The 20,382-nt window shown below is 63.3% G+C and carries 25 protein-coding genes; 10 read left to right on the plus strand and 15 right to left on the minus strand.

Features of this window, described 5'->3' with window-relative positions:
• Positions 1-90: 90 nt before the first annotated feature.
• From BW982_RS16990 to BW982_RS17030, 9 genes are all read right to left on the minus strand, one after another.
• On the minus strand, positions 91-690 hold the full coding sequence (locus tag BW982_RS16990) for a recombinase family protein (RefSeq protein ID WP_083696790.1): 600 nt from the start codon (positions 688-690) through the stop codon (positions 91-93).
• A 403-nt stretch (positions 691-1,093) separates the two neighbouring features.
• Positions 1,094-1,540 (minus strand): hypothetical protein, encoded by a 447-nt coding sequence (locus BW982_RS16995; RefSeq protein ID WP_139327530.1) that lies wholly within the window; start codon positions 1,538-1,540, stop codon positions 1,094-1,096.
• A complete protein-coding gene (locus BW982_RS17000; RefSeq protein ID WP_076495385.1) occupies positions 1,537-2,394 on the minus strand; it encodes a replication-relaxation family protein in 858 nt (285 codons plus the stop codon). The genes BW982_RS16995 and BW982_RS17000 overlap by 4 nt, the downstream gene beginning before the upstream one ends.
• 217 nt (positions 2,395-2,611) lie before the next feature.
• Positions 2,612-4,792: a type IV secretory system conjugative DNA transfer family protein gene (locus tag BW982_RS17005; protein WP_139327531.1), complete on the minus strand. Its 2,181-nt coding sequence runs from the start codon at positions 4,790-4,792 to the stop codon at positions 2,612-2,614.
• The gene (locus BW982_RS17010; protein WP_076495388.1) at positions 4,785-5,039 is read right to left on the minus strand and encodes a hypothetical protein; all 255 of its coding nucleotides are present in this window, start codon (positions 5,037-5,039) and stop codon (positions 4,785-4,787) included. The genes BW982_RS17005 and BW982_RS17010 overlap by 8 nt, the downstream gene beginning before the upstream one ends.
• Positions 5,040-5,067: 28 nt before the next feature.
• Positions 5,068-5,262 (minus strand): hypothetical protein, encoded by a 195-nt coding sequence (locus tag BW982_RS17015; protein WP_076495389.1) that lies wholly within the window; start codon positions 5,260-5,262, stop codon positions 5,068-5,070.
• Positions 5,263-5,315: 53 nt separating this feature from the next.
• Positions 5,316-5,975, minus strand: coding sequence for an MT-A70 family methyltransferase (locus tag BW982_RS17020; RefSeq protein ID WP_083696791.1), 660 nt, complete (start codon positions 5,973-5,975; stop codon positions 5,316-5,318).
• A 318-nt stretch (positions 5,976-6,293) separates the two neighbouring features.
• Complete coding sequence (locus BW982_RS17025; protein WP_139327532.1) at positions 6,294-6,560, minus strand: hypothetical protein; 267 nt, start codon at positions 6,558-6,560, stop codon at positions 6,294-6,296.
• A 28-nt stretch (positions 6,561-6,588) separates the two neighbouring features.
• Entirely contained in the window at positions 6,589-6,897 is a 309-nt protein-coding gene (locus tag BW982_RS17030; protein WP_139327533.1) for a hypothetical protein, read from the minus strand.
• Positions 6,898-6,993: 96 nt separating this feature from the next.
• Here BW982_RS17030 and BW982_RS17035 point away from each other — a divergent pair, with 96 nt between their 5' ends.
• Positions 6,994-7,737 carry a hypothetical protein gene (locus BW982_RS17035; protein WP_076495394.1) on the plus strand — a complete coding sequence of 248 codons (744 nt, stop codon included), beginning with the start codon at positions 6,994-6,996 and terminating at the stop codon, positions 7,735-7,737.
• Between the two features lie 62 nt (positions 7,738-7,799).
• Here BW982_RS17035 and BW982_RS18360 read toward each other — a convergent pair whose 3' ends face one another.
• The 3 genes from BW982_RS18360 to BW982_RS17050 form a co-directional block, all read right to left on the minus strand.
• Positions 7,800-8,549: an NAD(P)-dependent oxidoreductase gene (locus BW982_RS18360; protein WP_175611141.1), complete on the minus strand. Its 750-nt coding sequence runs from the start codon at positions 8,547-8,549 to the stop codon at positions 7,800-7,802.
• 479 nt (positions 8,550-9,028) lie between these two features.
• The gene (locus BW982_RS18000) at positions 9,029-9,649 is read right to left on the minus strand and encodes a hypothetical protein (RefSeq protein WP_139327535.1); all 621 of its coding nucleotides are present in this window, start codon (positions 9,647-9,649) and stop codon (positions 9,029-9,031) included.
• Between the two features lie 134 nt (positions 9,650-9,783).
• Positions 9,784-10,065: a helix-turn-helix domain-containing protein gene (locus BW982_RS17050; RefSeq protein ID WP_139327536.1), complete on the minus strand. Its 282-nt coding sequence runs from the start codon at positions 10,063-10,065 to the stop codon at positions 9,784-9,786.
• Between the two features lie 142 nt (positions 10,066-10,207).
• Between BW982_RS17050 and BW982_RS18365 the strand changes: the two genes are divergently transcribed.
• On the plus strand, positions 10,208-11,422 hold the full coding sequence (locus BW982_RS18365) for a hypothetical protein (RefSeq protein WP_175611142.1): 1,215 nt from the start codon (positions 10,208-10,210) through the stop codon (positions 11,420-11,422).
• 216 nt (positions 11,423-11,638) lie between these two features.
• Entirely contained in the window at positions 11,639-11,983 is a 345-nt protein-coding gene (locus BW982_RS17065) for a histone-like nucleoid-structuring protein Lsr2 (RefSeq protein ID WP_076495401.1), read from the plus strand.
• 95 nt (positions 11,984-12,078) lie between these two features.
• Here BW982_RS17065 and BW982_RS17070 read toward each other — a convergent pair whose 3' ends face one another.
• Complete coding sequence (locus BW982_RS17070) at positions 12,079-12,594, minus strand: hypothetical protein (protein ID WP_139327538.1); 516 nt, start codon at positions 12,592-12,594, stop codon at positions 12,079-12,081.
• 314 nt (positions 12,595-12,908) lie between these two features.
• Between BW982_RS17070 and BW982_RS17075 the strand changes: the two genes are divergently transcribed.
• Positions 12,909-13,235 (plus strand): DUF6907 domain-containing protein, encoded by a 327-nt coding sequence (locus BW982_RS17075; protein ID WP_139327539.1) that lies wholly within the window; start codon positions 12,909-12,911, stop codon positions 13,233-13,235.
• A gap of 98 nt (positions 13,236-13,333) precedes the next feature.
• Entirely contained in the window at positions 13,334-13,726 is a 393-nt protein-coding gene (locus BW982_RS18005; protein ID WP_139327540.1) for a hypothetical protein, read from the plus strand.
• Here the strand turns inward: BW982_RS18005 and BW982_RS18010 are convergent.
• Positions 13,686-14,057 carry a hypothetical protein gene (locus tag BW982_RS18010; RefSeq protein WP_139327541.1) on the minus strand — a complete coding sequence of 124 codons (372 nt, stop codon included), beginning with the start codon at positions 14,055-14,057 and terminating at the stop codon, positions 13,686-13,688. The genes BW982_RS18005 and BW982_RS18010 overlap by 41 nt on opposite strands.
• An 815-nt stretch (positions 14,058-14,872) precedes the next feature.
• Complete coding sequence (locus tag BW982_RS17080) at positions 14,873-15,217, minus strand: hypothetical protein (RefSeq protein ID WP_076495407.1); 345 nt, start codon at positions 15,215-15,217, stop codon at positions 14,873-14,875.
• A gap of 595 nt (positions 15,218-15,812) precedes the next feature.
• On the opposite strand from BW982_RS17080, the gene BW982_RS18370 reads away from it, so the two are divergent.
• From BW982_RS18370 to BW982_RS17105, 5 genes are all read left to right on the plus strand, one after another.
• A complete protein-coding gene (locus BW982_RS18370; RefSeq protein WP_175611143.1) occupies positions 15,813-16,160 on the plus strand; it encodes a hypothetical protein in 348 nt (115 codons plus the stop codon).
• A 169-nt stretch (positions 16,161-16,329) separates the two neighbouring features.
• Positions 16,330-16,836: a DUF3846 domain-containing protein gene (locus BW982_RS18375; protein ID WP_076495410.1), complete on the plus strand. Its 507-nt coding sequence runs from the start codon at positions 16,330-16,332 to the stop codon at positions 16,834-16,836.
• 261 nt (positions 16,837-17,097) lie between these two features.
• On the plus strand, positions 17,098-17,979 hold the full coding sequence (locus tag BW982_RS18015; protein ID WP_175611144.1) for a sce7726 family protein: 882 nt from the start codon (positions 17,098-17,100) through the stop codon (positions 17,977-17,979).
• A gap of 3 nt (positions 17,980-17,982) precedes the next feature.
• A complete protein-coding gene (locus tag BW982_RS17100) occupies positions 17,983-18,930 on the plus strand; it encodes a sce7725 family protein (RefSeq protein WP_076495414.1) in 948 nt (315 codons plus the stop codon).
• A complete protein-coding gene (locus tag BW982_RS17105; RefSeq protein WP_076495415.1) occupies positions 18,923-19,951 on the plus strand; it encodes an RES family NAD+ phosphorylase in 1,029 nt (342 codons plus the stop codon). The genes BW982_RS17100 and BW982_RS17105 overlap by 8 nt, the downstream gene beginning before the upstream one ends.
• Positions 19,952-20,382: the final 431 nt, after the last annotated feature.

Consider the following 20,382-nt stretch of genomic DNA (forward strand, 5'->3'; position numbering starts at 1 on the left):
AGGTCGAGACGGCGTACTACGCTGACCAAGAATCAGCCAATCCGGCACCGGCCGGACAAGGCTCCCGATAGGAACGAAAGTCAGGCCGATTCACGTCCCGCCGTTGACCGCCTTGTGACGCATCTTTTGCTTGATGTCCTCACCACTTTGACGGACTTGGACTTCATTCATGATGTCAGTGACAGCCTCCATGGCATCGGCCATGTAACCCTCACCGAAATCCTCCTTGGCGGAGATCAGCTTGACGCCCATGCTGGCGAGAATCCGCTTCGTAATGGCGGCGTCCGCAAGATTTCGGAAGGCGCGGGAACGCATGTAGATGACGACGTACGTGACCTCCGGATGCTCCTCGATATACCGCAACATCTCCCGGAAGACCGGGCGCTTGGCGATCGACTGCGCCGAGTTTCCAGGCTCTACGAACTCCGCGGCGATCGGCGTCTTTGCGCGCCTCGCGCGGACGGTGCATGCTTCGCGCTGGGTGGCAATGGAGTTCCCATCGGCGTCGATGTCAATTGCGGTGAGCATCTGGCGGGGCGTCGAGACGCGCAGGTACACGACCGCCTGCCCATCACTCGTCTGGCTAGCCGTAGGCGGTGCAGATCCGTCGAGACCGAGGAGGTGCTCCCAGCCAGCGAAGGATGCGCGGCGACGTCCGGGGGCAGTGCGGGGTTCGAGGTCACTGCTCATGGGCGGGGATCGCCTTCTCTGATCGCGCGGTAGCGCTATGCGGTGAGGCAAAGCGTCGTGCATTCGCGCGGGTCTTACCTGCGCGGACGGCTCGACCGTGTTCCTTGGCTGCGATGTCTTGGAAGACGTGGAGCAGTTCCCGCATGAGGCAGTCGGCGGGGCTTCCCACCGCGGTGGTGCGGGTTCTCTTCTTGTCCGGGGTCGATCCTGCCGCTCCGCTGCTGTGTGCTCGCGGAGCCGCTTCTTCGTGGTGGGTGTCTCGTTGGTGGTGTGTCATGGTGTCCTCCTTTTCTGCCCGTGTTCGGGCGGACTTAGCTCATTGATTTACGCTCACTTCACCTCTTAAGTCGAGATGAATGGCGACGTAGTTTTTGCATCATTGATCTGGGGAAAACTGCTTCGGCTACTTATTGAAGACGTGCCACCAGCCGTCCAGGTGGACGACGTCGTAGGTGTCGAGGATCTGCTTATCGACGGCGCTGTGGTTCCAGGTGAGGTGGTCGTCGGGGATCCCCTGCTCGCTCATGACTCTCTCGAGTGCTTGGAGCCAGCCGAGGCCTTCGAGGACGTCGTGGCGGAACTCGGCGAAGGTTTCCCAGGCGTCGGCGTAGCTGTTGTAGAAGCTGTCCAGGATGTCGGGCGCGGCCACGTTCGTCTCCGGCGAAAGCAGGTACGCGGCGAACGCGGAGCCGCTCTCTTTGACGCCCCGAAGGATGCGGAGGGCGTCGTCGGGATCGCGGAGCGTCGCCAGCGAGCGTTCGACCGATGCGGCCGCTTCCGGGCCGAACGGTGCCTTGTCGTCGGGGCCGGATGGTTGCTGTTCGGGTGAGGGCGGCATCTCAGGGCTCACGGCTCCCTCCTCTCGTCGGTGTCGACCGTGCGCCTAGCGAAGGCATCCGGGTCTTCAAGCACCCCCGCGAGCTGCGCCGTCGTCGCGCAGACGAACAGCCGGTCGTCGAGGTCCGGGGCTGCCTGGATGGCGGCCCGGAGGCGGTCCACGCGTGCCTGTGCGGGCAGGAGCCAGAGCACTCGGGGATAGACGCCGTGTTCGGCTTGGGCGCGGCCTGTCGCCTTGTAGACCCTGTAGGTGCGGCACTTGGTGAGCAGGACGGGAATGCTTTCGGTGCCCAGGTCGATCTCGAGGTACCAGTGGTCGTCGTAGTCCGAGGTGGCGAGGTGGGCGTAGAGGTCGGGCTTGAGAATCGTGGACGTCCCTGCTCGGGTGAGGAACGAGCGCCAGGAGTCGGGCTCGACGTCGATGCGCTCGATGGTGAACGCGCCGCTGCGGGCGTGCCGGATGAGCTCGACGTGCGCTTCGGTGACGGCGAGGGTGTGGGTCAGGAAGGATGTGGAGACGGCCGCGAAGCGACGCCTGCGGGCTCCTTCTGATCGGGTGAGACGTTCGCCGGGGGCGTCGAGGTACCAGATGCTGGCGGCAGACCCTCGGACACTTCCGCCGACGCGGCGTTCCAAGCGGGCGACGAGCCGGTGGTGCAGCAGCCGGTGCAGGACGCGGATGCAGGCGCGGGTGCCGGCTGTCGGCGTGGCGTGCTCGGCGAAGAAGACGTCCCGCAGCTGCGTGGTGGTGGCGTAGCGGTGCCGATTGAGGAAGCTGAGGATGTCGTCGTCGCGGGGCGAGAGTTCTGCGCGCAGCAGGAGCAGCTTGGATGGTCCGGCACCGGTGCGCGGTAGACGCATCGTCATGAGCGCCGCCTTCCACGGCCAGGTCGCCGGCCGGCCGCTTCGGCAGGTTGGTGGGCGGCTAGCGACTCCGCCATGGGCGGAGTAGTCCGCTCCCAACTGAGGCTGGGTGCCGCAGAAACACGCGGGAGAACGCGGGTGGAAGTGTCAGCGATCGGACGGTCGAATGGATGAGCGACCGGACACCCCTCTTCTCTTCTCACGACCTCGAGTTCGGTAGTCATGGGCGGGCCTTTCGGCGTCGTCCGATGGGCTCGTCGGAACTCACGTCACCCTCGTCACCCTCGTCACCCTGCTTTCGTTCGGGCATCACCCCGTCGGCATCACCCTGCGGGAGTGATGCTTCGGGGGTCGCTGCTGCCGGGCTGGTGGCACCGTAGCGGGCGCGGCTTTCAGCGAGGACAGCGTCGGGGTTGGAGATCGCGGCGGGTGGCGGCAGGGTGACGGCGGAGAACCAGCCCGACTGCACCCCGCCGTTCATAAGGTCGACGTAGACGTGGAAGGGCGGCAGCTTCATGACGTCCTCCGGCGTGAGGGCGGAATGCTTCGTCACGGCGGCAGCGTCGACGGGGTCGGCTTGGAACTGGATCTTGTTGCGGGCGTTGGCAGCGATGCCGGCGAGCAGGCTCGCGGGCATCTGGGCGCGGTGCTGGTGGGCGAGGTGCCAGGCGACGTTCATCGAGCGGGATTGTTCGAGGGCTTCACCGAGGTCGGATTCGTGCTTGACGAACATCTGCGCCTCGTCGAGGTAGATCGACACGGGGCGGCGCTGTTCTTTCGGAACGTCCGCGCGCGCCAGCGTGAGTTGCCACAGCTGGGAGACGAGGAGCGACCCGACGAGTTCGGCCGCGATCGGTCCGAGTAGCCCGCGGTTGAGAGGAACGACGAGGATGCGCGGCTTAGTGAAGAGGTCGCGGAGATCGAAGCGCGGCGCGGCCTGATCCAGCACCGCCCGGATGGAGGGCCGGAGCAGGAACTGGCGCAGTCGGGTGAGGACGGGCCCGATCATGGCCGACCGCGCTCCCACGCTCATAGCGTCGTACTGGGCCCAGAACTCGATCAGGGACGGGTCGGTAATGTCCCGCGTGAAGCCGCGCCGGTAGGGGTCATCGGTGAGCAGCCGCGGCAGGTCGGCCAGGGTCGAGCCGTCTCGTCCGGCGAGCGTGAGGAGCGAGGCGTGAACGGCGTCGCTGGTGCGCGGGCCAAACGCCGAGGGGAACAGGCTGCGGAAGACAGCGAGCAGTCGGTCGGCGACGAGCGGGGCCTGGTCGCCTGCTCCGGCGAAGGGATTGAGTCCCACTGGATTCGGGGTGATTGGGTCAAGGACGACGACATCCTGTGCGCGGTGCTCCGGGATGACGGTGAGGACGTCCATGGCGAGGTCGCGTTTGGCGTCGATCACGACGACGCTTCGGCCTGCGGCGATGTCGGCGGCGATGAGGTTGAGCAACACGGTGCTCTTGCCCACGCCGTTCGGTCCCATGACGTGGCTGTGGCGGACGGCATCCTTCATCGAGATCCCGACAGGCAGGCTCGGGCCGGGGGCGCTGGTGGTGGCGAACACCCGCTCCGTACTCGGTGTGTAGCCGGCGGGTGGGGCGATGAGGCGTGGGTAGATCGACGGCATGCCAGGGAGCTCCGACTCACCGGTGGGCCAGCCGACAAGGCAGAGGGCTTCGGCGGCGGTCAGGCGCAGCGGCTTCTTCGCCGGGATCACCGCCTCGTCGACCAGCTCGGGGCGGTCGGAGACGAGGTCGATCCGGGTCGAGCCAGTCTGAAGTTGGCGGAGGGCGGCGAGGACAGCGTGGACGAGGAGACGACGACGAACGGGGCTCGCAGCAGTGACGCCGATGCGGATGGTGGCGCGGAACCGGTACTGAGCCAGCTTGTCGCGCAGGTCCGCCCTGATCTCCAGCGGCGCGGGACGGGTGCCTTTCGTGATGAGGTCGAACAGGCTGAGGTTGGGATCCGGCGTGGAGACCGGCAGCGGCTGAGGTGGGACGCTGGCACCGAGGATGACCTGCAGCACCAACACGTCCCCTTTTCCCACCGCTCCGGACAGCGCAGCGTAGAGAGCGCGGAGGGCAGCCCCCGAGGTATCGAGGCTGAGCCCGAGGTTGCGCAGTCGGATGCGTACCCGCCCCGCCCGCTCCACCGACACCCGGACCGTTTCGAGGTCAGTCACGGCGACCCCGGGAAGCAGCCGCTTGAGGCTGCTGCTGATCCCCGAGACCGTGGTGGCGTGTCCACCCACCAGGTGACGGATAGTGCCACCTTCGGCGCGGGCTTCGAACACCACCGGGCCGCGGGACTCGTCGGCGGCGAGGGTCTCCAGGAAGCCGAGGGCGGTGACGGCGTCGAAGGGGCGCGGCCAGTGCAGTTGACGCCAGGTGTCAGTCATCGGCATCCCCGTCGTTCTCGCCGTCCATCGACGGGACGATGACGCCGTCGACCTTCGTGCTCGTCGTGACGGCGTCGGTGTCGCTGGTGTGGGCGCGGCCCTTCGCTTCTTCCATCGCAGCATGCTCGAGGAGGGCGCGGGCGAGCTTGTCGTAGTCCGGGTGCTCGCGTCGTTCTCCGCGGACGCGGATGCGGTACTCGCGGCGCGGGCGACCTCGTCCCCGCTTCGGTGACGATGATCGGCTCATTGGCGACCTCCGTTCGAGTGCGGCTGGGTCACCAGCGATCGCGGCGCGCCAGCAGCCACCACACCAACCCGCCGACGAGCAGGACGACGGCGAGGATGACGAGCAGCCAGACCCACACCTGCTGGATCAGCCTGACGGCTCCGAAGAGCAGCAGCGCGACCAGGAAGACGGTCCAGGCGAAGGCCTTCGCGGCCTCCAGCGGGCCACGCTCGGACGAGGACATGACGTACTCCATTCAGAACACGAAGCGGAAGACGGCGGAGGTGGTGGAAGGGGCTAGGCATCGGCGGCCTCCTCGTCGCTGACGACGACGGTGGCGCCGGATCTGTCGACCTTGATGTCGCTCGGGACGGGGTAGCCCGGGATGGAGATGCTCGCGTTCACCTGGTTGCCCCAGACGTCCCACTCCGGCATCGGACGGCGAGCGAAGAGCTCCAGGTAGGGGCCGGGGCTGAGACGCTGGATCATGACGTGGCACTCCTCCGGCTTGTGGCTGTGAGATTGGCGAGGCAGCATCGTGAAGGAGCGCTGTCCGCGGAACTTCACGGGCAGCTTCCCCTTCACCCCGAGCAGCAGCGTCTCGTGGGCGTGGCGGAAGTACTGGCCGAGGCCCATCTGGTCTTTGCCCCAGACGAACTCGTCTTTGAACTCGAACCCCCAGCCGCGCATCACGTCTTCGGCTACGTACCGGGTGGCCGGGTAGCACCACAGGTAGAGGTGCGCGTTGTCGGCGGCGAGGTCGCCGACGGGGAGCGCCTTGATGCGCTCCAGGGTCATGAGGTTGTAGTGGTGCTCCGCACCGTACTTGCCCTGCTGACCGGTCGGCCAGGGCGGGTCGGCGAGGATCGTCGTGTAGCGACGCGTGCCGGCCGAGGTTGTGTCGTCGGAGATGCCGACGGGCTCCTTCGGCTCGGGGTTGGTGTTGGTGGTGTGCATGAGTGTGCTCCTTCCCGCAGCGGTTGTTACCCGCTGGGATGACGGCGACTATCGGGGCCGTGCGGGGGCTGCCCCCTGGTTATGCGCTCTCAGCCGGACTTCAGCAACCGTCCGATCGCGCACCCGTTCCGCGCCGATTCATGGCGGTCAGGGGTGGGGGTGTGGATAAGCGTGAGCGTGTTGCGAAAACCACAACCACGCCTCCACAGATGACGACAGCCACCGGCACGAACTCAGCCAGCGGCTGTGGGGAGAGGACCGGGGCGGCGCAAGCCAGGCGGTCATCGGTGATGTCACCGCCCCGGTCGGTTTGTAGAACTACTCCTTGGGCACCTCGCCGCGAGCCAGGTACGACTCGCGGATAAGGGCCTTGCGGGCCTCCAACGCGTCGCCGTTCATCGCGGCGGCGAGCTGAAGGATCGTCTGACGAAGCTCGGCCTGGGTGCGGTCCAGCTCCGCCTCGACACGGGCACGCCGACGATCACGACGCCGGCCGAGCCAGTCGTCCAGCGGACGACGACCGAACGCCATCACGAGGATGACGGCAAGGTAGACGACGAACGCAACCACGTAGACGGCGGCCACGGTAAGCACCTCGACCACGGGCATGAGATCACCAGCGGGCGAGCTTCTGCGCAGCGCCCATGGCGTAGGCGTCGACGATGTGCTTGTAGCGGGCCTCGCCCAGCGGGGCGACCTGGATCAGGTGCTGCTCCAGCGACGTCAGCGCACCGACGTTCTGCAACATCGTGTGCCCGAGGAACGCGCGAGCCTGCTCGTGTACCTCTGCCACGATCGCCTGACCCTGCACACGCTCCACCTCGCGGCTCGTCTGACGCTGCATTCCAGCGCCCATCTGAGCCAATCCGGCGGAGCTGAAGGCACCGCCCAGCGGCGCCAACTCCTTCTTCGTCTCGAACATTTCCTTCCTCTCTCTCGTTCCTTGGAGTGCGACTACCTGCCGCACTTCCAGGCTGAACGAGTAGGAGAGATCCGTCATTGGCTCAAAATTGGCTCCATGGTGGAAGTCGTTGATCCGATCCGCGATGCGATCGTGAAGGAGCTGATGCTGTTTCGAAAGCAGCCCGGACACCCCGGCCCACACCGTCTCGACGGACTGTTCCATCTCATCGAGGCGCTCGGGGAAGGCATCCCGGAGCGAGCCTTCGACGAGCTCACCCGGCTGTACGAGGATCTCGGTCGCGATCCCGAGACCACCGTCGGCGCCTTCTTCTACCTGTGCGGATGGAACGTGGGGCTGGGCACGATCGAAGAGCGACGCGCCCGCTACATCGCGGAGCACTACTCGGGCGAGAAAACCGCGCCGTGGCGGCGGGCAAAGAAGGGCATGCACGAACTGGCGACGATCATCCGAGATCGCGACGAGACGGACCGCCCGTCAGTCGTGGTGTCGATCTTCCAATCGGGTGCAGCGTTTCAGCCGATACTCGACTTCACACTGGCCCACGAGTCCTGGCAACCGCCCATCGTCATCGTCAACGGCGACAAGGTCGACCTAGACTTTCACGTCCACAAGGATCCGAAACGCGACGACCGATACGCGCGGAGATTTGTGCTCCCAGATGCGCCGCTAGACACAACGGTCGGACACGGGCAACAGATGGGGCGAATCTCCGTGCACTGGCCGATGCCAGTCTGGCCAACATGGCGACTACTTGCTTGGGTTCCAGAGCCATGGATACTCACACAGATGCGGACGGTGCGCAATCGAGCAGTTGAGGTGTCGCTAAACAGCTATTGAGAGGCCCCATGCGTGGATGACCCGATTCGGAAATTCAAACCGCAACGTTCGAAACGCCGAAGCTAGTCCTCCAGAAAGTGTTCATTCCAGACTCTGGCGACAACCTCGCGCCTTTCGAGCGTGACTTCGGTTCGAAACGCGCCTCGGGGGACGACCCCAAGCGCGAGTTCCTTCAAGGCCGCGAGCTTCTCACCCTCGATCAGCTGGATGGCTGGTCCGATCACTGCGTCATCTAGAAAATTCGCCGCGTTCCCTTCATTCACGAGCCAGAAATAGCGACGTCTTTCGTCACTCTCAAATCTCGAGACGCGCGGTGAGATCGGAACCTTGCGATACTGGCGCAACGCGCCCGGAGTGAACTCATCGTCAGAAGAAGTCACCGTAGCTACGACTGTTCCCGAGCGCAGAACACTCAGTGCTCCCGGATTGATAGCTCTCGAACCGGTTGCAGAAATGATGAGATTCGACTGGCGCAGCGCATCATCGAGACGCCGATACACCCGAAAACCTCGAGCAGCTGCCTCGGCCATGGCAAGTGGGGAGACGTCGTGAACGACCGTAGGAATTCCGCGGCCGCGCAGGACTTCCGCCACTCCACTTCCGACTCGTCCGTACCCGATGACGCATGCGCTACGAGACTGCAAGATTTGAGCTTGCTCTCGAAGCGTCGCTTCGACCGAAAAAACAACCCCTGCTCCGACGAGATAGTCCTCAGGTAACTTCAGCGGGCTTCGTGCCACGGTGATTAACGGTAGGTCGTATTCGAGACCGCTCGCTTCATACTTCTGAACGCCGTTCTCAGTACCCTCCATGACGCCAATTATGCGTCCCGGGAGGAGGCGATTGATTTCATTCAGGGACGATGCGAAGTATCCGCCAATATCCACGAGGATTATGCGACGCCGTGGATCGAGTTTCGATAGGGCGTTCGCGACCTGTAAGGGGTTTTCGGCCCACTCCCTACTTAGGGGCTGTTCGGCGAAGCCGAACGACCGAACGAGGTTCGTATATCGGGAGCTTAACGACTTTGGTTTCGGCATATAAAAACCAACCCCGAACATTCTGTCCAGGGCTGGGAGGAAATAGGTTGTATTAGAAACCATGTGGGCAACGCATGCCACTTGAACATCGGTTTCCGGACCAAGCTCGGTTGCAAGATGAGAGAAGTACGCAGAAATGCGGGCGTCCTCAAAATGCGTAGAAGATCCATTGTCAACCAAGGCTAGTTGTCGATTCCGTCAGTCATGTTGACTCCTTTCGCCATATACATTATATCATAAAAGTATCAAGCTTAAATGTCCCAGGTGATCCGGTAGCGCTCGCCCACCTTTGGGTTTTCGATGACACTTCTGTATTCAGTCCAAGCGTCTCGATTCGTGAGTGGAGAAAGCAGGTCACCCACAGGCAAGGGTGCTAACGCCTCATCGCGATAGCTTCTGTCGGCACCCGACTTAAAGCTTCGGATCGTAAATCTCTGGCCAGCGCCGATCGGTAAGATCGCTCGCAAGGTGATCTGCTCGCAGCCTTCGGTTGCGAGGTGACCTACAAATCCAGGGTTCTCAGGGCGCGTCGATACGAAGAAGTGCTCGATGTTCACAACCTCACGCTCTCCCTGACCGATCAGTCGACCGAGGTCGATGACCGCGATGCGCTCAGCTTCGGCACCCTCCAACACCGGCCCGTGAAGACGGTGAGACTTGACGCCGTTGTCCTCGCTCCCCGAGTGGATAACAGGAGGCTTTTCGATGCCCTCTTTGCTTACCCACGAGTACTCTCGGATATAGAAGCGGTCTGGCCTTTTCGCTTCAAGCTCGAAGCTGTGCTCAGTCCTCACGGTTGAGGATGATTGATCTAGCGCGACGAACGTGTGCGTCACTTGCCGAGAAACGAACGCAGAGTCAATACGACCCATGTTGCCGCCTCCGCTTCGTCATGCACGAGAGCATAGCCCCTGCCGACGACATTGGAGCGACCAACCCGCACGCCGGACATCTTCAGGAGGGAGTGGTTGCTGTGAGGCGGAACCAGGGGCGTCGCGGGGGTAGATCAGTCCATCGATGTGAGGCTCAGAGGCGGCAAGAGCTCTTCGAGCGCCGCATTGAGGACTCGGGAGATCACGACCACAGTCGCCAGCCTCGGATTCGTAGCGGCGCCACCCTTCGTGACCGCACCGCGCTCATATTGCTGATACGCATACAGCGAGATCCCCGCTCGCTCAGCGACGGCCTCCTGCGTGAGCCCTAGCGCGTCGCGCCTGCGTCGAAGGTTCATCCCGAGCGCCCGCGAGAACTCCGCCCATTCGGGCGTGCTCGCGGGGTTGGTACTCACCACCTAAGCCTGAAAGCAAGAAGAGTTGGTGGTAACCAATAGAAATTGGTAATCTCCGGACGTACCCTGCCTGCCGTCCTAGACAGGCGCACGCCGGCCACCCTGCTCGGCGTTCTACTCGCACACCCAGAGGGAACCCGCCATGACCCACACCCGCCACCGCCCCGCCTGGAGAAGCCGCCTCGCGCGACTCCTCTCCACCCTCGCCGTCACCGCCCTCACCCTCGTCGGGCTCGTAGTGGGCGCCGCGCCCGCCCAGGCGGCACCGGTCATCACGAACCCGACCGTCGGGGCGAGCTGCTACTTCAACTTCCTCCGCATCGAATCGAGTGGGTACGCGATGCTGGGCGTGGGCGACTCGATCGAAGGCAGCCTTGTCGTCGACGGTCAGACATACCGCACCGAGACCAAGACCCGCGCCACCGCTTCCGACGACGACTACTTCCCCCTCGACTTCGGTGGCCCGTGGCTCGATGACGACGACACCCACACCGTCGAGATCGTCGTCAACGGCACCACCGTCGCCTCCGGCAGCTTCTCCTACCTCACCTCCTGCAACCCGCAGCCCGTCGAGGCGACCGCCACGTTCGGTGACCCGGTCTGCACCGACTCCAGCGCCACCGCGCCCGTGGACATCACCACCCGCGAAGGCGAGACCCTGAACTTCACCGTCACGGCCGAATCCGCGGACGGGACGACGACCTACAACGATCGCCCGGCGGGCGAGAGCGGCAAGGTTCACTTCGACATCCCGCTCGCCGACTCCGGCACGACGACGCTCAGCATCGTCCAGCACTACCGTCCGACGCTCACCGCTCCCGTCGGCGAGCACGTCTACACGCTCCCCGGAGACTGCAACACACCCACCCCGACCCCAACGCCCACGCCGACTCCCACACCCGAGCCGACGACGTCGCCCACCCCGGAGCCCACCGACACGTCGTCGCCGTCGCCGACCGCATCGGCGTCTACCGCCGTGGTGTCGCTGTCCGCGAGCACCGTCACCACGGGCGCTCAGGTCACGGTGAAGGCCAGCGGCTTCACCTCGGGCGAACCCGTCGAGATCTGGCTGCACTCCACGCCGGTGAAGCTCCTGAGCACCACAGCGACAGACGACGGGACAGTCTCGGCGACGGTCACCATCCCCAGCGGGGCCGAGCTCGGCGCGCACAAGATCGAGGTACGCGGCGCGACCAGCGGATCGGTCTACGCCTCCCTCACTGTGGTGGACGGGCTGGCCGTCACCGGCTTCGACACCGCGAGCACCGCCACCGCAGGAATCGGCGCGAGCGTGCTGCTTCTCGGCGGGATCGCCTTCGTGCTGGTGGCTCGCCGCCGAGCAAACGCCCGCGCATAACCCGATAGACCCAGCAGCAAGACCAGCTCTGCCCGTCGCCTCCTGTAGGCGGCGGGCAGAGATTTCTGTATTCGGACTTGCCCGGTGGAACGCACGTGATCGTCCGCTGCGCAATCATCTGCTTTGTGCGGGTTGAGCGAACCTGCTTCACGACACATATGCCGAATGGCTTGGTAGCCACCGGATATTTCTCCATATCGAGGTACCGTTAGATCCATGGCTACCCGACACATTGCCCAACTCATCGACGACCTCGACGGCACCGTTCTCGAGCCTGGCGAAGGAAAGCAGATCACGTTCTCCGTCGAAGGACGGTCGTACGAGATCGACCTCTCCGACAGTAACGCCGACAGCTTCTACGCCGCACTCACGCCCTTCGTCGACGCCGCCCGCTCGATCGGGTCCGCGGGCCGTCAGTCCACGGCCCGCGCCCCCCGGGCAAAGAGCGACCTCGACCTCAACGCCGTCCGCGAATGGGCGCGCGCCAACGGACACACTGTCAGCGACCGAGGTCGTATCGCCGGCCCCATCGTCGATGCATACAAGGCCGCGAACGCCTAAAACCCCCTGCTACTCTGCTCCATACTCGCCGACCCCCAACTGCGAGTACGACGCCTCCCGCTTTCTTGCCGGGAGGCGTCGTTCTTTGTCCGCGACTATCTGAATCGCTGCCAGACGGGAAGACGAACATCGCCGTAGCGCCATTTCCGGTGGATTCTCGTCACGAGAAATCCGGAGGGAGCCGGACCCGCGCCGCTCAGGGTGAACACAGGTAGGTCGGATTCGAGGTTGAACGTCACCGGTACCCCGGACGGGTCCGCCGACTTGCCGGTCGTCAGTGCGCGGCCCTGCGCACCGAGCGTGAGCGTGAGCGCCGCACTCCACGCGCCCCAATCCAGTGTCAGGGGGTGTTTCCTTCCGACGTGCTCTGGCAACGGCCACACCGCAACCCAGACTGGGCCGCGGTAGGACGCCGGCCACTCGTGCGCGTGTTCGAGGCGCGCCGGGGCATGACCCTCCGCCCACGGATCCCAGGTCGCGGCGTGCAAGGCAGACAGGCTTAGCTTCACCCAGCCGTCTGCTTCATAGAGCGCGTCGAGGTGATCGGCGTACTTGAGCGGCGGGAGTAGCTGTCCCGTCTCGTAGCGCTGCAGCTGCGACTTGGAGAGCACCAGCGCCCCTCGCCCGGGCGTTTGCCGCGCTTCCATACCCCGGAGCGAGATCGTACGCAGGGCGCGAAGACCGACACCGAACTCGACGGCCGTCGAGGGTAGCGGAGCAGGCGGAAGTGGTTCGTCACTCACAGCCGTGTCCCGCTTCTGTCCCAGCCCGAAATCCCTGTACTTCCGCAGGCAGTATGACGACGGCACCACTCGAGCAGCAAGACCCGCGTCGTCCGATATCTCGACCTTCGCCTCCGCGTCCCGTAGGTCTAGTCCTCAGCCGAAGCAGCCCCGACCGGCGACCACCCTGAGAGAGGTTCACCATGACCGCTTCTGATTCTGTCAGCGGCAACGCCTGCCCGCCGTGGTGCGCCGGTCACGACGACGAGCAGGAGCCGACGCCGCCCCGCTGGCACCGCAGCGAAGGTGTCCTCGTGCCGGTGGTGGAACGCCGTCAAGCGCGCCTCGGTCGAACAGAACCCGCGCCCCTATTCGCGGAGGAGTATGTCGTCGCGTTGGAGCAGGACCAGCAGGTGACCTATCTCTACATCGGCCCACTCGAAGACGACAGCAGGTTTCTGGCCATCTCCAGCGAAGGCGCAAGACGACTCCACGCCGCTATCGGGGGACTGATTACGGAGTTCATGTGATCAGGGACATTAGCGGCGACAGATGTGTAGAGAGGCGAGATGCGCAGGCCTGCGATCAACCATTAGAGTGCAGCCCAGGGGCAGATTAGGGGGGCAAGATGCCGGGACCATACTCATGGAAGAACATCCTTCGGGGAGCAATAGAAGCGAACCGGGATGGTGGACAGTGGTGGAAGGCGACTCAGTACGCGCTCGCCTTTCAAGCCCAGGAGGATGCTCGTCGCGGCTACCCCCGTCCCACTCGTAAGGACGGTTACTACAGCGAGAGCGATGCCGCCGGAACACGGATCGGCCAGTTCATTGGTCCTAACGGCGACATCACTTCGGAGCGCCCACACGTGCACATCATCCACAACGAGGGCGAAGGAAAGATCATCTTCGTCGTGACGCAACGGGATGGGTCGCACTCCAATCAGCAGTACCTGCCGATCACAGCGTCCGGCAATGAGGTCAATGCGATGGTGGACCGCCTTCGGCATGAACTTCGTTGAGAAGACGCAGTGAGGCCTCTGTGATGGTTCGCCACGACTCTTTCCGATCGAACGGCGTAGTGGGATCGAGCAACTTGTCCGAGGCGACCGCAACGGCGACGAGTTCCCCGGACATGGAGTGCCATGTCCCCGGGTACTTATAGAAGAGGTTCAGGATTTCTCCTGCAGTCTCGATCTCCAGCTGGCCATCACGAACGGCGTGTATCACGTCGGCCACCAGTGCTGCGGACATCGTTGGATTCTCGGTGTCGAGCAACGCGAGCCAGCGTGTCCGCCACCGACGCGGGAGCGCATCGACGGAGTCGGCGATGGACGGGACTTTCTTGAACACGCCCGAGTCGTAAGAGTTCGAACCATTGGATCTGCGCGGCGATTCGTCTTTTTCGTGTTCCATTCTCTGAACCAATATGGACCGGAGTGTCGTCGCCGGGAAGTGTTTAATTCACAACGAACACGAGTTCCGACCGGCTCGTCTGGCGCGATGCCGATGCGTTCGCTCAATCTGATCCATCATCGCGGAGGACCCGACTCGGAGATTCGGAGGTCGTGTCCCCCAATCGACCTACATACAGCGAACGCACGATCGGGTCTGCTGCACCGGTAGGTGACGGTTTGTAGTCACGCCGCGAGGGCGACGACGCCTTGCCTGACCTCACGTACACGATCGAGTCGGAGTCGGGCGGCGTGCTCAGCGCGACGGACGACGGAGGGTTCTCGGTCCTGAACGGTTCTGGGGAGGAGATCGCTACGGCGGAGGCACCGTGGTTCTGGTGCGCCGAGCGTGAACATGTGTCCCGTGGGTAGGACAAATCTCCCATTCGTTGTGAAAACCACACAAGGCGCGCGTTGGAGCGTTAGGGCTCAGCGACAAGGGTTTCAGCAAACTTCCAGCCAATCGCCTACGATCTGTTCGTTAGACAAGATCTTGACGCGCGCACCTCGAATTGCTGCAATACGAGCATCGTGGAGACGCCGCCAGACAATCCACCGAGTCAATCTACGGAGCTTCCTTTGAATCGAAGCCAGTCTGAAGGCGTCCCAGTAACAGCCGCGAACTCTCAGGGGCAAGCCGAGCGTGAGGCTGGCTCTGAAGTCGGCGATGCGCCGGACATATCGGCTTCGTTCGAAGCACTCCTATGGCGGTCATCAGTGTTTGGCGGTGTGCAGCTCGATACGAGTTCCATCGACGCGCGATTCGTCCATGCCCGACTGCAACAGATCGGCGCGGGTGTGCGCGGGCGCGGGAAGGTCGAGCTCGACCACCAGGGCCGCTTGACCGTGCAGTTCGGCATGTCCACCGAGGAGGTGGAAGCTCAACTCCTCGACGACTATGTCGACCATCTTGTTGCGTACCTCCGTCTGCCGGATTCGGCTGTAGTCGATGTGCGAATCGCCACGGGTGTCGAGAATCCCGAGGTAGACGCGCGCGCAGATCGAGCCATTCGTCGGCTTGGGGTGCGCGCGCTCAAGTGACTTGGCGGCGACCTCCAAACCATAGGCATCACAATCGTGTGATCCTCCTACCCGCGGACGCTGGAGTGCGAATACAGTATCCCCACGCAGTGCTGCGGGACGGAGGTGAACTCAGCTGGAGCAGGGACTGTCGCAACCAACTACGACACGTGAGAGAGGCCACGACATGGGATGCACTCCCTTCATCGAACTCTCGAGCGCAGAGCAGCTGGAACGAGCTCAGTACTTCCGTGACGGGAGCCTCACTGATCTCGAGGCACTGGCGAACGAGCGCCTTTCGGGGATCAACATTTTCGATACCGCAGCGTCGTCATCCGCAGCCCGACCCGACACCAACTCCACGCGCTTCGCCGCGTTGATGAGGGACTGGGGAAGATAGCGCACGAGAGTCGCCCCTCATCCGCGAACGCGGATGGGGGGCGTTTCTCGTTCAACATCTCAGGGTCGCCTGGTTGACCGCGTCTCGGATCGTTACCGATCGGACGGTTGCCGCTAACGAGCGCGCGTATTTCACTAGAAGAGCAGCCATGCGTACCCCTCGTTGCCAGACTGCGGTCTCGTAGAGAACCATCCGAGTTCTCGGCCGCACCCGTCAAGGAGGTGACCCGCCCTCATGAGCGAGTCCAACGCCACCACCCCGCCCGCCTCACCTGCGTCCGCCCACGGACTCGGCTACGGCCCGATCAAACCCCTCGCGGTCAGACTCAACGAGTCCACCCGTACCCAACTGGACATCATCGCCCAGCTCAATGACCGGACCGTCACCGACGAAGTCCGCCTCGCCATCGAATCCTGGATCGACAAAACCAAAGCCGACCCAGCCATCCAACGCCGCGCGAAGGATGTTCGCGACGAGATCGAACGGGAGGCAGCAGGCAAACGCGACGCCATCGCCGCCATCTTCGACTCACGTCCCGAGCCGAAGACGCCGCGCACGCCGCCGAAGCCCCAGGCGACCTGACGGCTCCACCCGAACGGGCGGTCGGCTCGAGCTTCGTCCATCGGGACGCTCGCTCGCCGGCCGCCCCGCACCCACTCCCCCGCGCCGATTACCCGACCTCGTTTGCGCTCTGCGATTCCACGAGAACCATCCCGGTTCCCGGTCGCACGCACAAAGGAGGAGCGCCACCATGGTGCAGGGCATCATCATCCCGGCAGGCAACACCGCGCCTCTCAGGGCCGCCGCGTTGGAGTCGCTCGAGGACTACCAGCAAGCCGTGGGCGGCTGGATCGAAGCGGTCGACGTCCCGGACCTCGGCGTCACGATGTACGTCAACGAGGAAGGACTCATCCGCGACGTACCGTTCAACCGCCGCGCCACTTTCCTGCGGCGATTCCACGTTCCACAGGCCCGCGACGCCCGCCTCGTCGGTGACGTCGCGGTCGTCGGGCTGACCGACGACGAGGGCGAGAACACCGACCCGCCGGAGGAATTCCGGAGAAGGCTGATCGAACCGGGTGTCTATCGAGTCCGGACCCGAGAGCGGGGTGGAAGCCGCTGGCACGAGGAGCCGATCGACCGAGACGACTACCTCGAAACGGTCATCTGGGCGGCGCTCCTGCAGGAGATGTCTCCAGCTCTGGAAGTGCGGATCCAGCGTGTCCGCACTCGTGAGGACAAGAGCAACCAGCCTTGACGAGGGCGGTGGCCAATTTGACGGCCGCCGCCCCTCCTTCATTGGTGCTGCCGGGACTGCGCGAAGTAATCAAGTGTTCGGTGCGGGCACCTCTAGGGCGACTGTGGGCCGGACCCGGTACCCCAGGGCGGGGCTCTCAGCGACCAAATCCAGCGCGGCTTTACGCCTCGCCTAGCGCCTTGGGGCCTCGGGAAACTGCTTCGGCTAGACTCGCCCCGCGGTCGACCGTGATGGTCGGCGGTCAGCGGAAGGGTGATGAGTGTGGCGACGACTGAGCTTAGTGCGTCGAGCCGGCTTTTCTCCTCTGCCGTCGTACGCGAACTCGGAAAAACTGGTCGGTCCGGGCTGCTCGCTCGACTCCTGGATCAGTCCGGGGTCGCTGCGGCCATGAACTCCGACGCAACTGTTGGGGAAGCTTTTGACCGTGCATTCGGCCAGCTTCGGAGGCTCGGGAACCGCGACGAGTACGTCTACCGTACGGCCATCGCACAGAAGATTTTGCTCGGTCGACATAACCTCCGCACAGCAACGATGTTGGGGGAGGCGCGGGTTGGATCATCGAAAGCGGACGTCGTTGTCTTCAATGGAACATCGACTGCGTATGAAATCAAGTCCGAACGAGACTCGCTCGCACGGTTGCGTTCTCAGGTGTCCGCATACGCCCGCGTATTCGCCGCAGTCAACGTCGTCACCAGCCCGTCGCATGTAGCGCAAGTTCTCCGGCAGATCCCTGACGGAATCGGCGTGCTCATCCTCACCAGTCGATTTACACTCAAGACGGAGCGCCGCGCAGTAACGGACTCGTCCCGCACGGACCCTCTGGCCATACTCGACTTCGTTCGCGTCAGCGAGGCATTCGAGATCCTGCGGGGAGTCGGTGTCGAGCCTCCGCGTGTCCCGAACACCCAGATGCGCGCCGCGCTGCGGAATGTGTTCACAGACCTCGAACCGGGGCCGGTGCACGATCTCATGGTGAGCACTCTAAAGGTAACTCGCTCTCAGAGATCCGCAGAGACCTACGTCCAATCCATCCCAATGTCACTGCGGGCTGCCATGCTTACACTGAGGATGGATGACGCGTCTGAGCAGAGACTCCACGACGCAACGCGCTTGCCCATAGGTGCCGCACTCGCTTGGAGATAGCTCATGTATCACCCGTACTTTCGAGGAAAGCAGTTCGAGCTCCTCGCCCTTCGCGAGAGCGCCGAGGTGCTGGCCGAAGCTTCGTTCGTACCCATAATTGAGCCGGTCCGCGAATCGCTAAACGGTCTCGAGCGCGCACTGGCGGCTATCAGTCAGGCGGGTGGCCGAGCCATCGTCATTGTGAACCCGCGTCATGGCGACCACAAAGAGGGTGGGGCGATCATCAGTTCGTTCCTCGGCGAGAACTACGGCGGAAATGATGCGGTCTCCGCCGGCATCCTCCTTCTTGCAAGCACGAGCGTCGACGAGGCCAACGCACTCATCTCGGACCATACTGACCACAACCCGGTGATCGTTCATTCTGGTTTCACGGCGGCGCGTGATATCGGAGAGTTTCTCCGCAATCATGCGATTGCGGCGACAAATGTCTTCAGCGAGGACCAGGCGAGTATGCTCTACCGCAAGCACTTTGAGGGCCGCGGCCGCGTGCTCATCCGCGACGGATTTGAGCAAAGGAAGAATGCTGATTACGAGCCCTTCGAGTTCTTCTCAGATCTGCATGTCACATTCCGGGATCTCGGCATGGACGGCTACGGGGACTTCTTGACGGTCGGTGACCGGTTCACAGAAGGTGGTGGCCCTGCGTACGCCGTGGCGATCCACCTCACCTACATTGACCCCGATAACGATGAAGCAATGTACGTGTATCACTTCAAGTCCGACTCGAACGACACGCCTACCGACCCGGCAAACAAATTTGCTGAGGCGCTCGTCAAGCTGATCGCGAAGCTCGACAGTCCGGACTCGAAGCTCCTCGAGACATCTGCCGTAGCGGAATTTCGTCGGCTTCACGAGGCAGGCCATTTCCCGGGGCTCGGGTATATCAAAAAACTATCGATGCGGCACCATATCGAGACGCTCGCGGCCTATCACCGTAGTGCGGATGCCTGAACGTCTGTGTTGCGCTGAATGTTTCAGCGACGATTTTCTACGCCGGCACATCGCCGACAAGCTCACTCCACTCACGGGTGAGTGCGGGTACTGCCACGTCGAGACCTCCACATTGGTCGAACCCACCGTACTTCGCGAGTCGTTCGAGGGTTTGCTTTCGATTTACGAACCGGACGCAAATGGTCGGCCTCTCCCGGCGTTGCTTCGGGGTGATTGGAGGCTGTTTACCGGGTCGGTCATGCGCGAAGACCCGGCCGTCAAAGAGTTGCTTGCGGACATTCTTGACGACGGTGAAGTTGTCAGGAAGCTTTACGCTCCGTCGGAGAAGGACAAGGGCACCAGCTTGGCGCACTGGGACGATCTGCGTGTCGAGATGATGCACGGTAACCGGTGGTTTCTGAAGCAAAACATCGATTATGACCGTCTTCGTGAGCTCCTCAACTACCTCATCGTTGACCCGACGACGCTAAGCTCCACCTGGCACCGCGCTCGGATCATCAGCGATGACCCGTACCCACTCGACAAGATGGGCGCTCCACCGTTGAAGAAGGCGGGGCATGGGCGAGCAAATCCCGCGGGGATTCCCTATTTGTACCTTGGGTCGACCCCCGCCACAGCGGTATCAGAAGTGCGGCCCCACACCGGTGATGTCGCGTGCGTCGCGGACTTTGCAGTACCCACCATGAAGTCAGTCGATCTCCGTGATCCTCGTGCTCGTATCTCTCCGTTCGAGCTCAACGACGACGAGGTCGGACAGATGCACGCTGACCTCCCACTTCTCGAGCGTCTCGGGGAGGAGCTGACCCGACCGGTGCTACCGCAAGGTGCTCCGTTCGAATATGTTCCAAGTCAACATCTGTGCGAGTTCATCAAAAGCTGCGGATTTGATGGCGTGGTTTATCGGAGCTCCGTCAGCGACGGCATCAACGTGGCGCTCTTCCACCCGGATCAGGCGACACCACTCAGGGTGAGCCAGTATGACGTCGCCAAGGTCGAGGTGCATGTCTTCGCACAGCCATAAGGTGGAAATAACCCAGGGTCCTGGAGCGTTCTCGCGACTGTTCCGAAACATGGGCAGAGCATCATCACTATGAGTTCGTACGCCACTCAAGGTCAGGTGCTAAGACGATGTGAAGTCCGCGTGGCCAGCGGTGCCTCGATTCGGGCGAACCATCTTCGTAGTCGCTGGGTTGCGACCCAGTGCGTTGGCGATGCCCTTGATCTAGGCGCCAGAGTCATAGAGTTTCCTCGCCCGCTGGCGTTCGACGTCGGTGATGGTGCGACGGAGCGTGACGCCGCCCTCGACTAGATGGGCCGCGGCCGTCTGGCGGCGGATACCGTATCTCTCGGCGATAACGGAGGCGCTGAGTCTGCAACAGTAGTCCGAGATAGTCTCCTTCAGAAGCGTCGGGTTTACTTGTCGGAGCGACCGTGTTCCAGCTACGTGCACAC

Origin of the sequence: Microbacterium sp. RURRCA19A (assembly GCF_900156455.1) — a bacterium.
GTDB lineage: Bacteria > Actinomycetota > Actinomycetes > Actinomycetales > Microbacteriaceae > Microbacterium.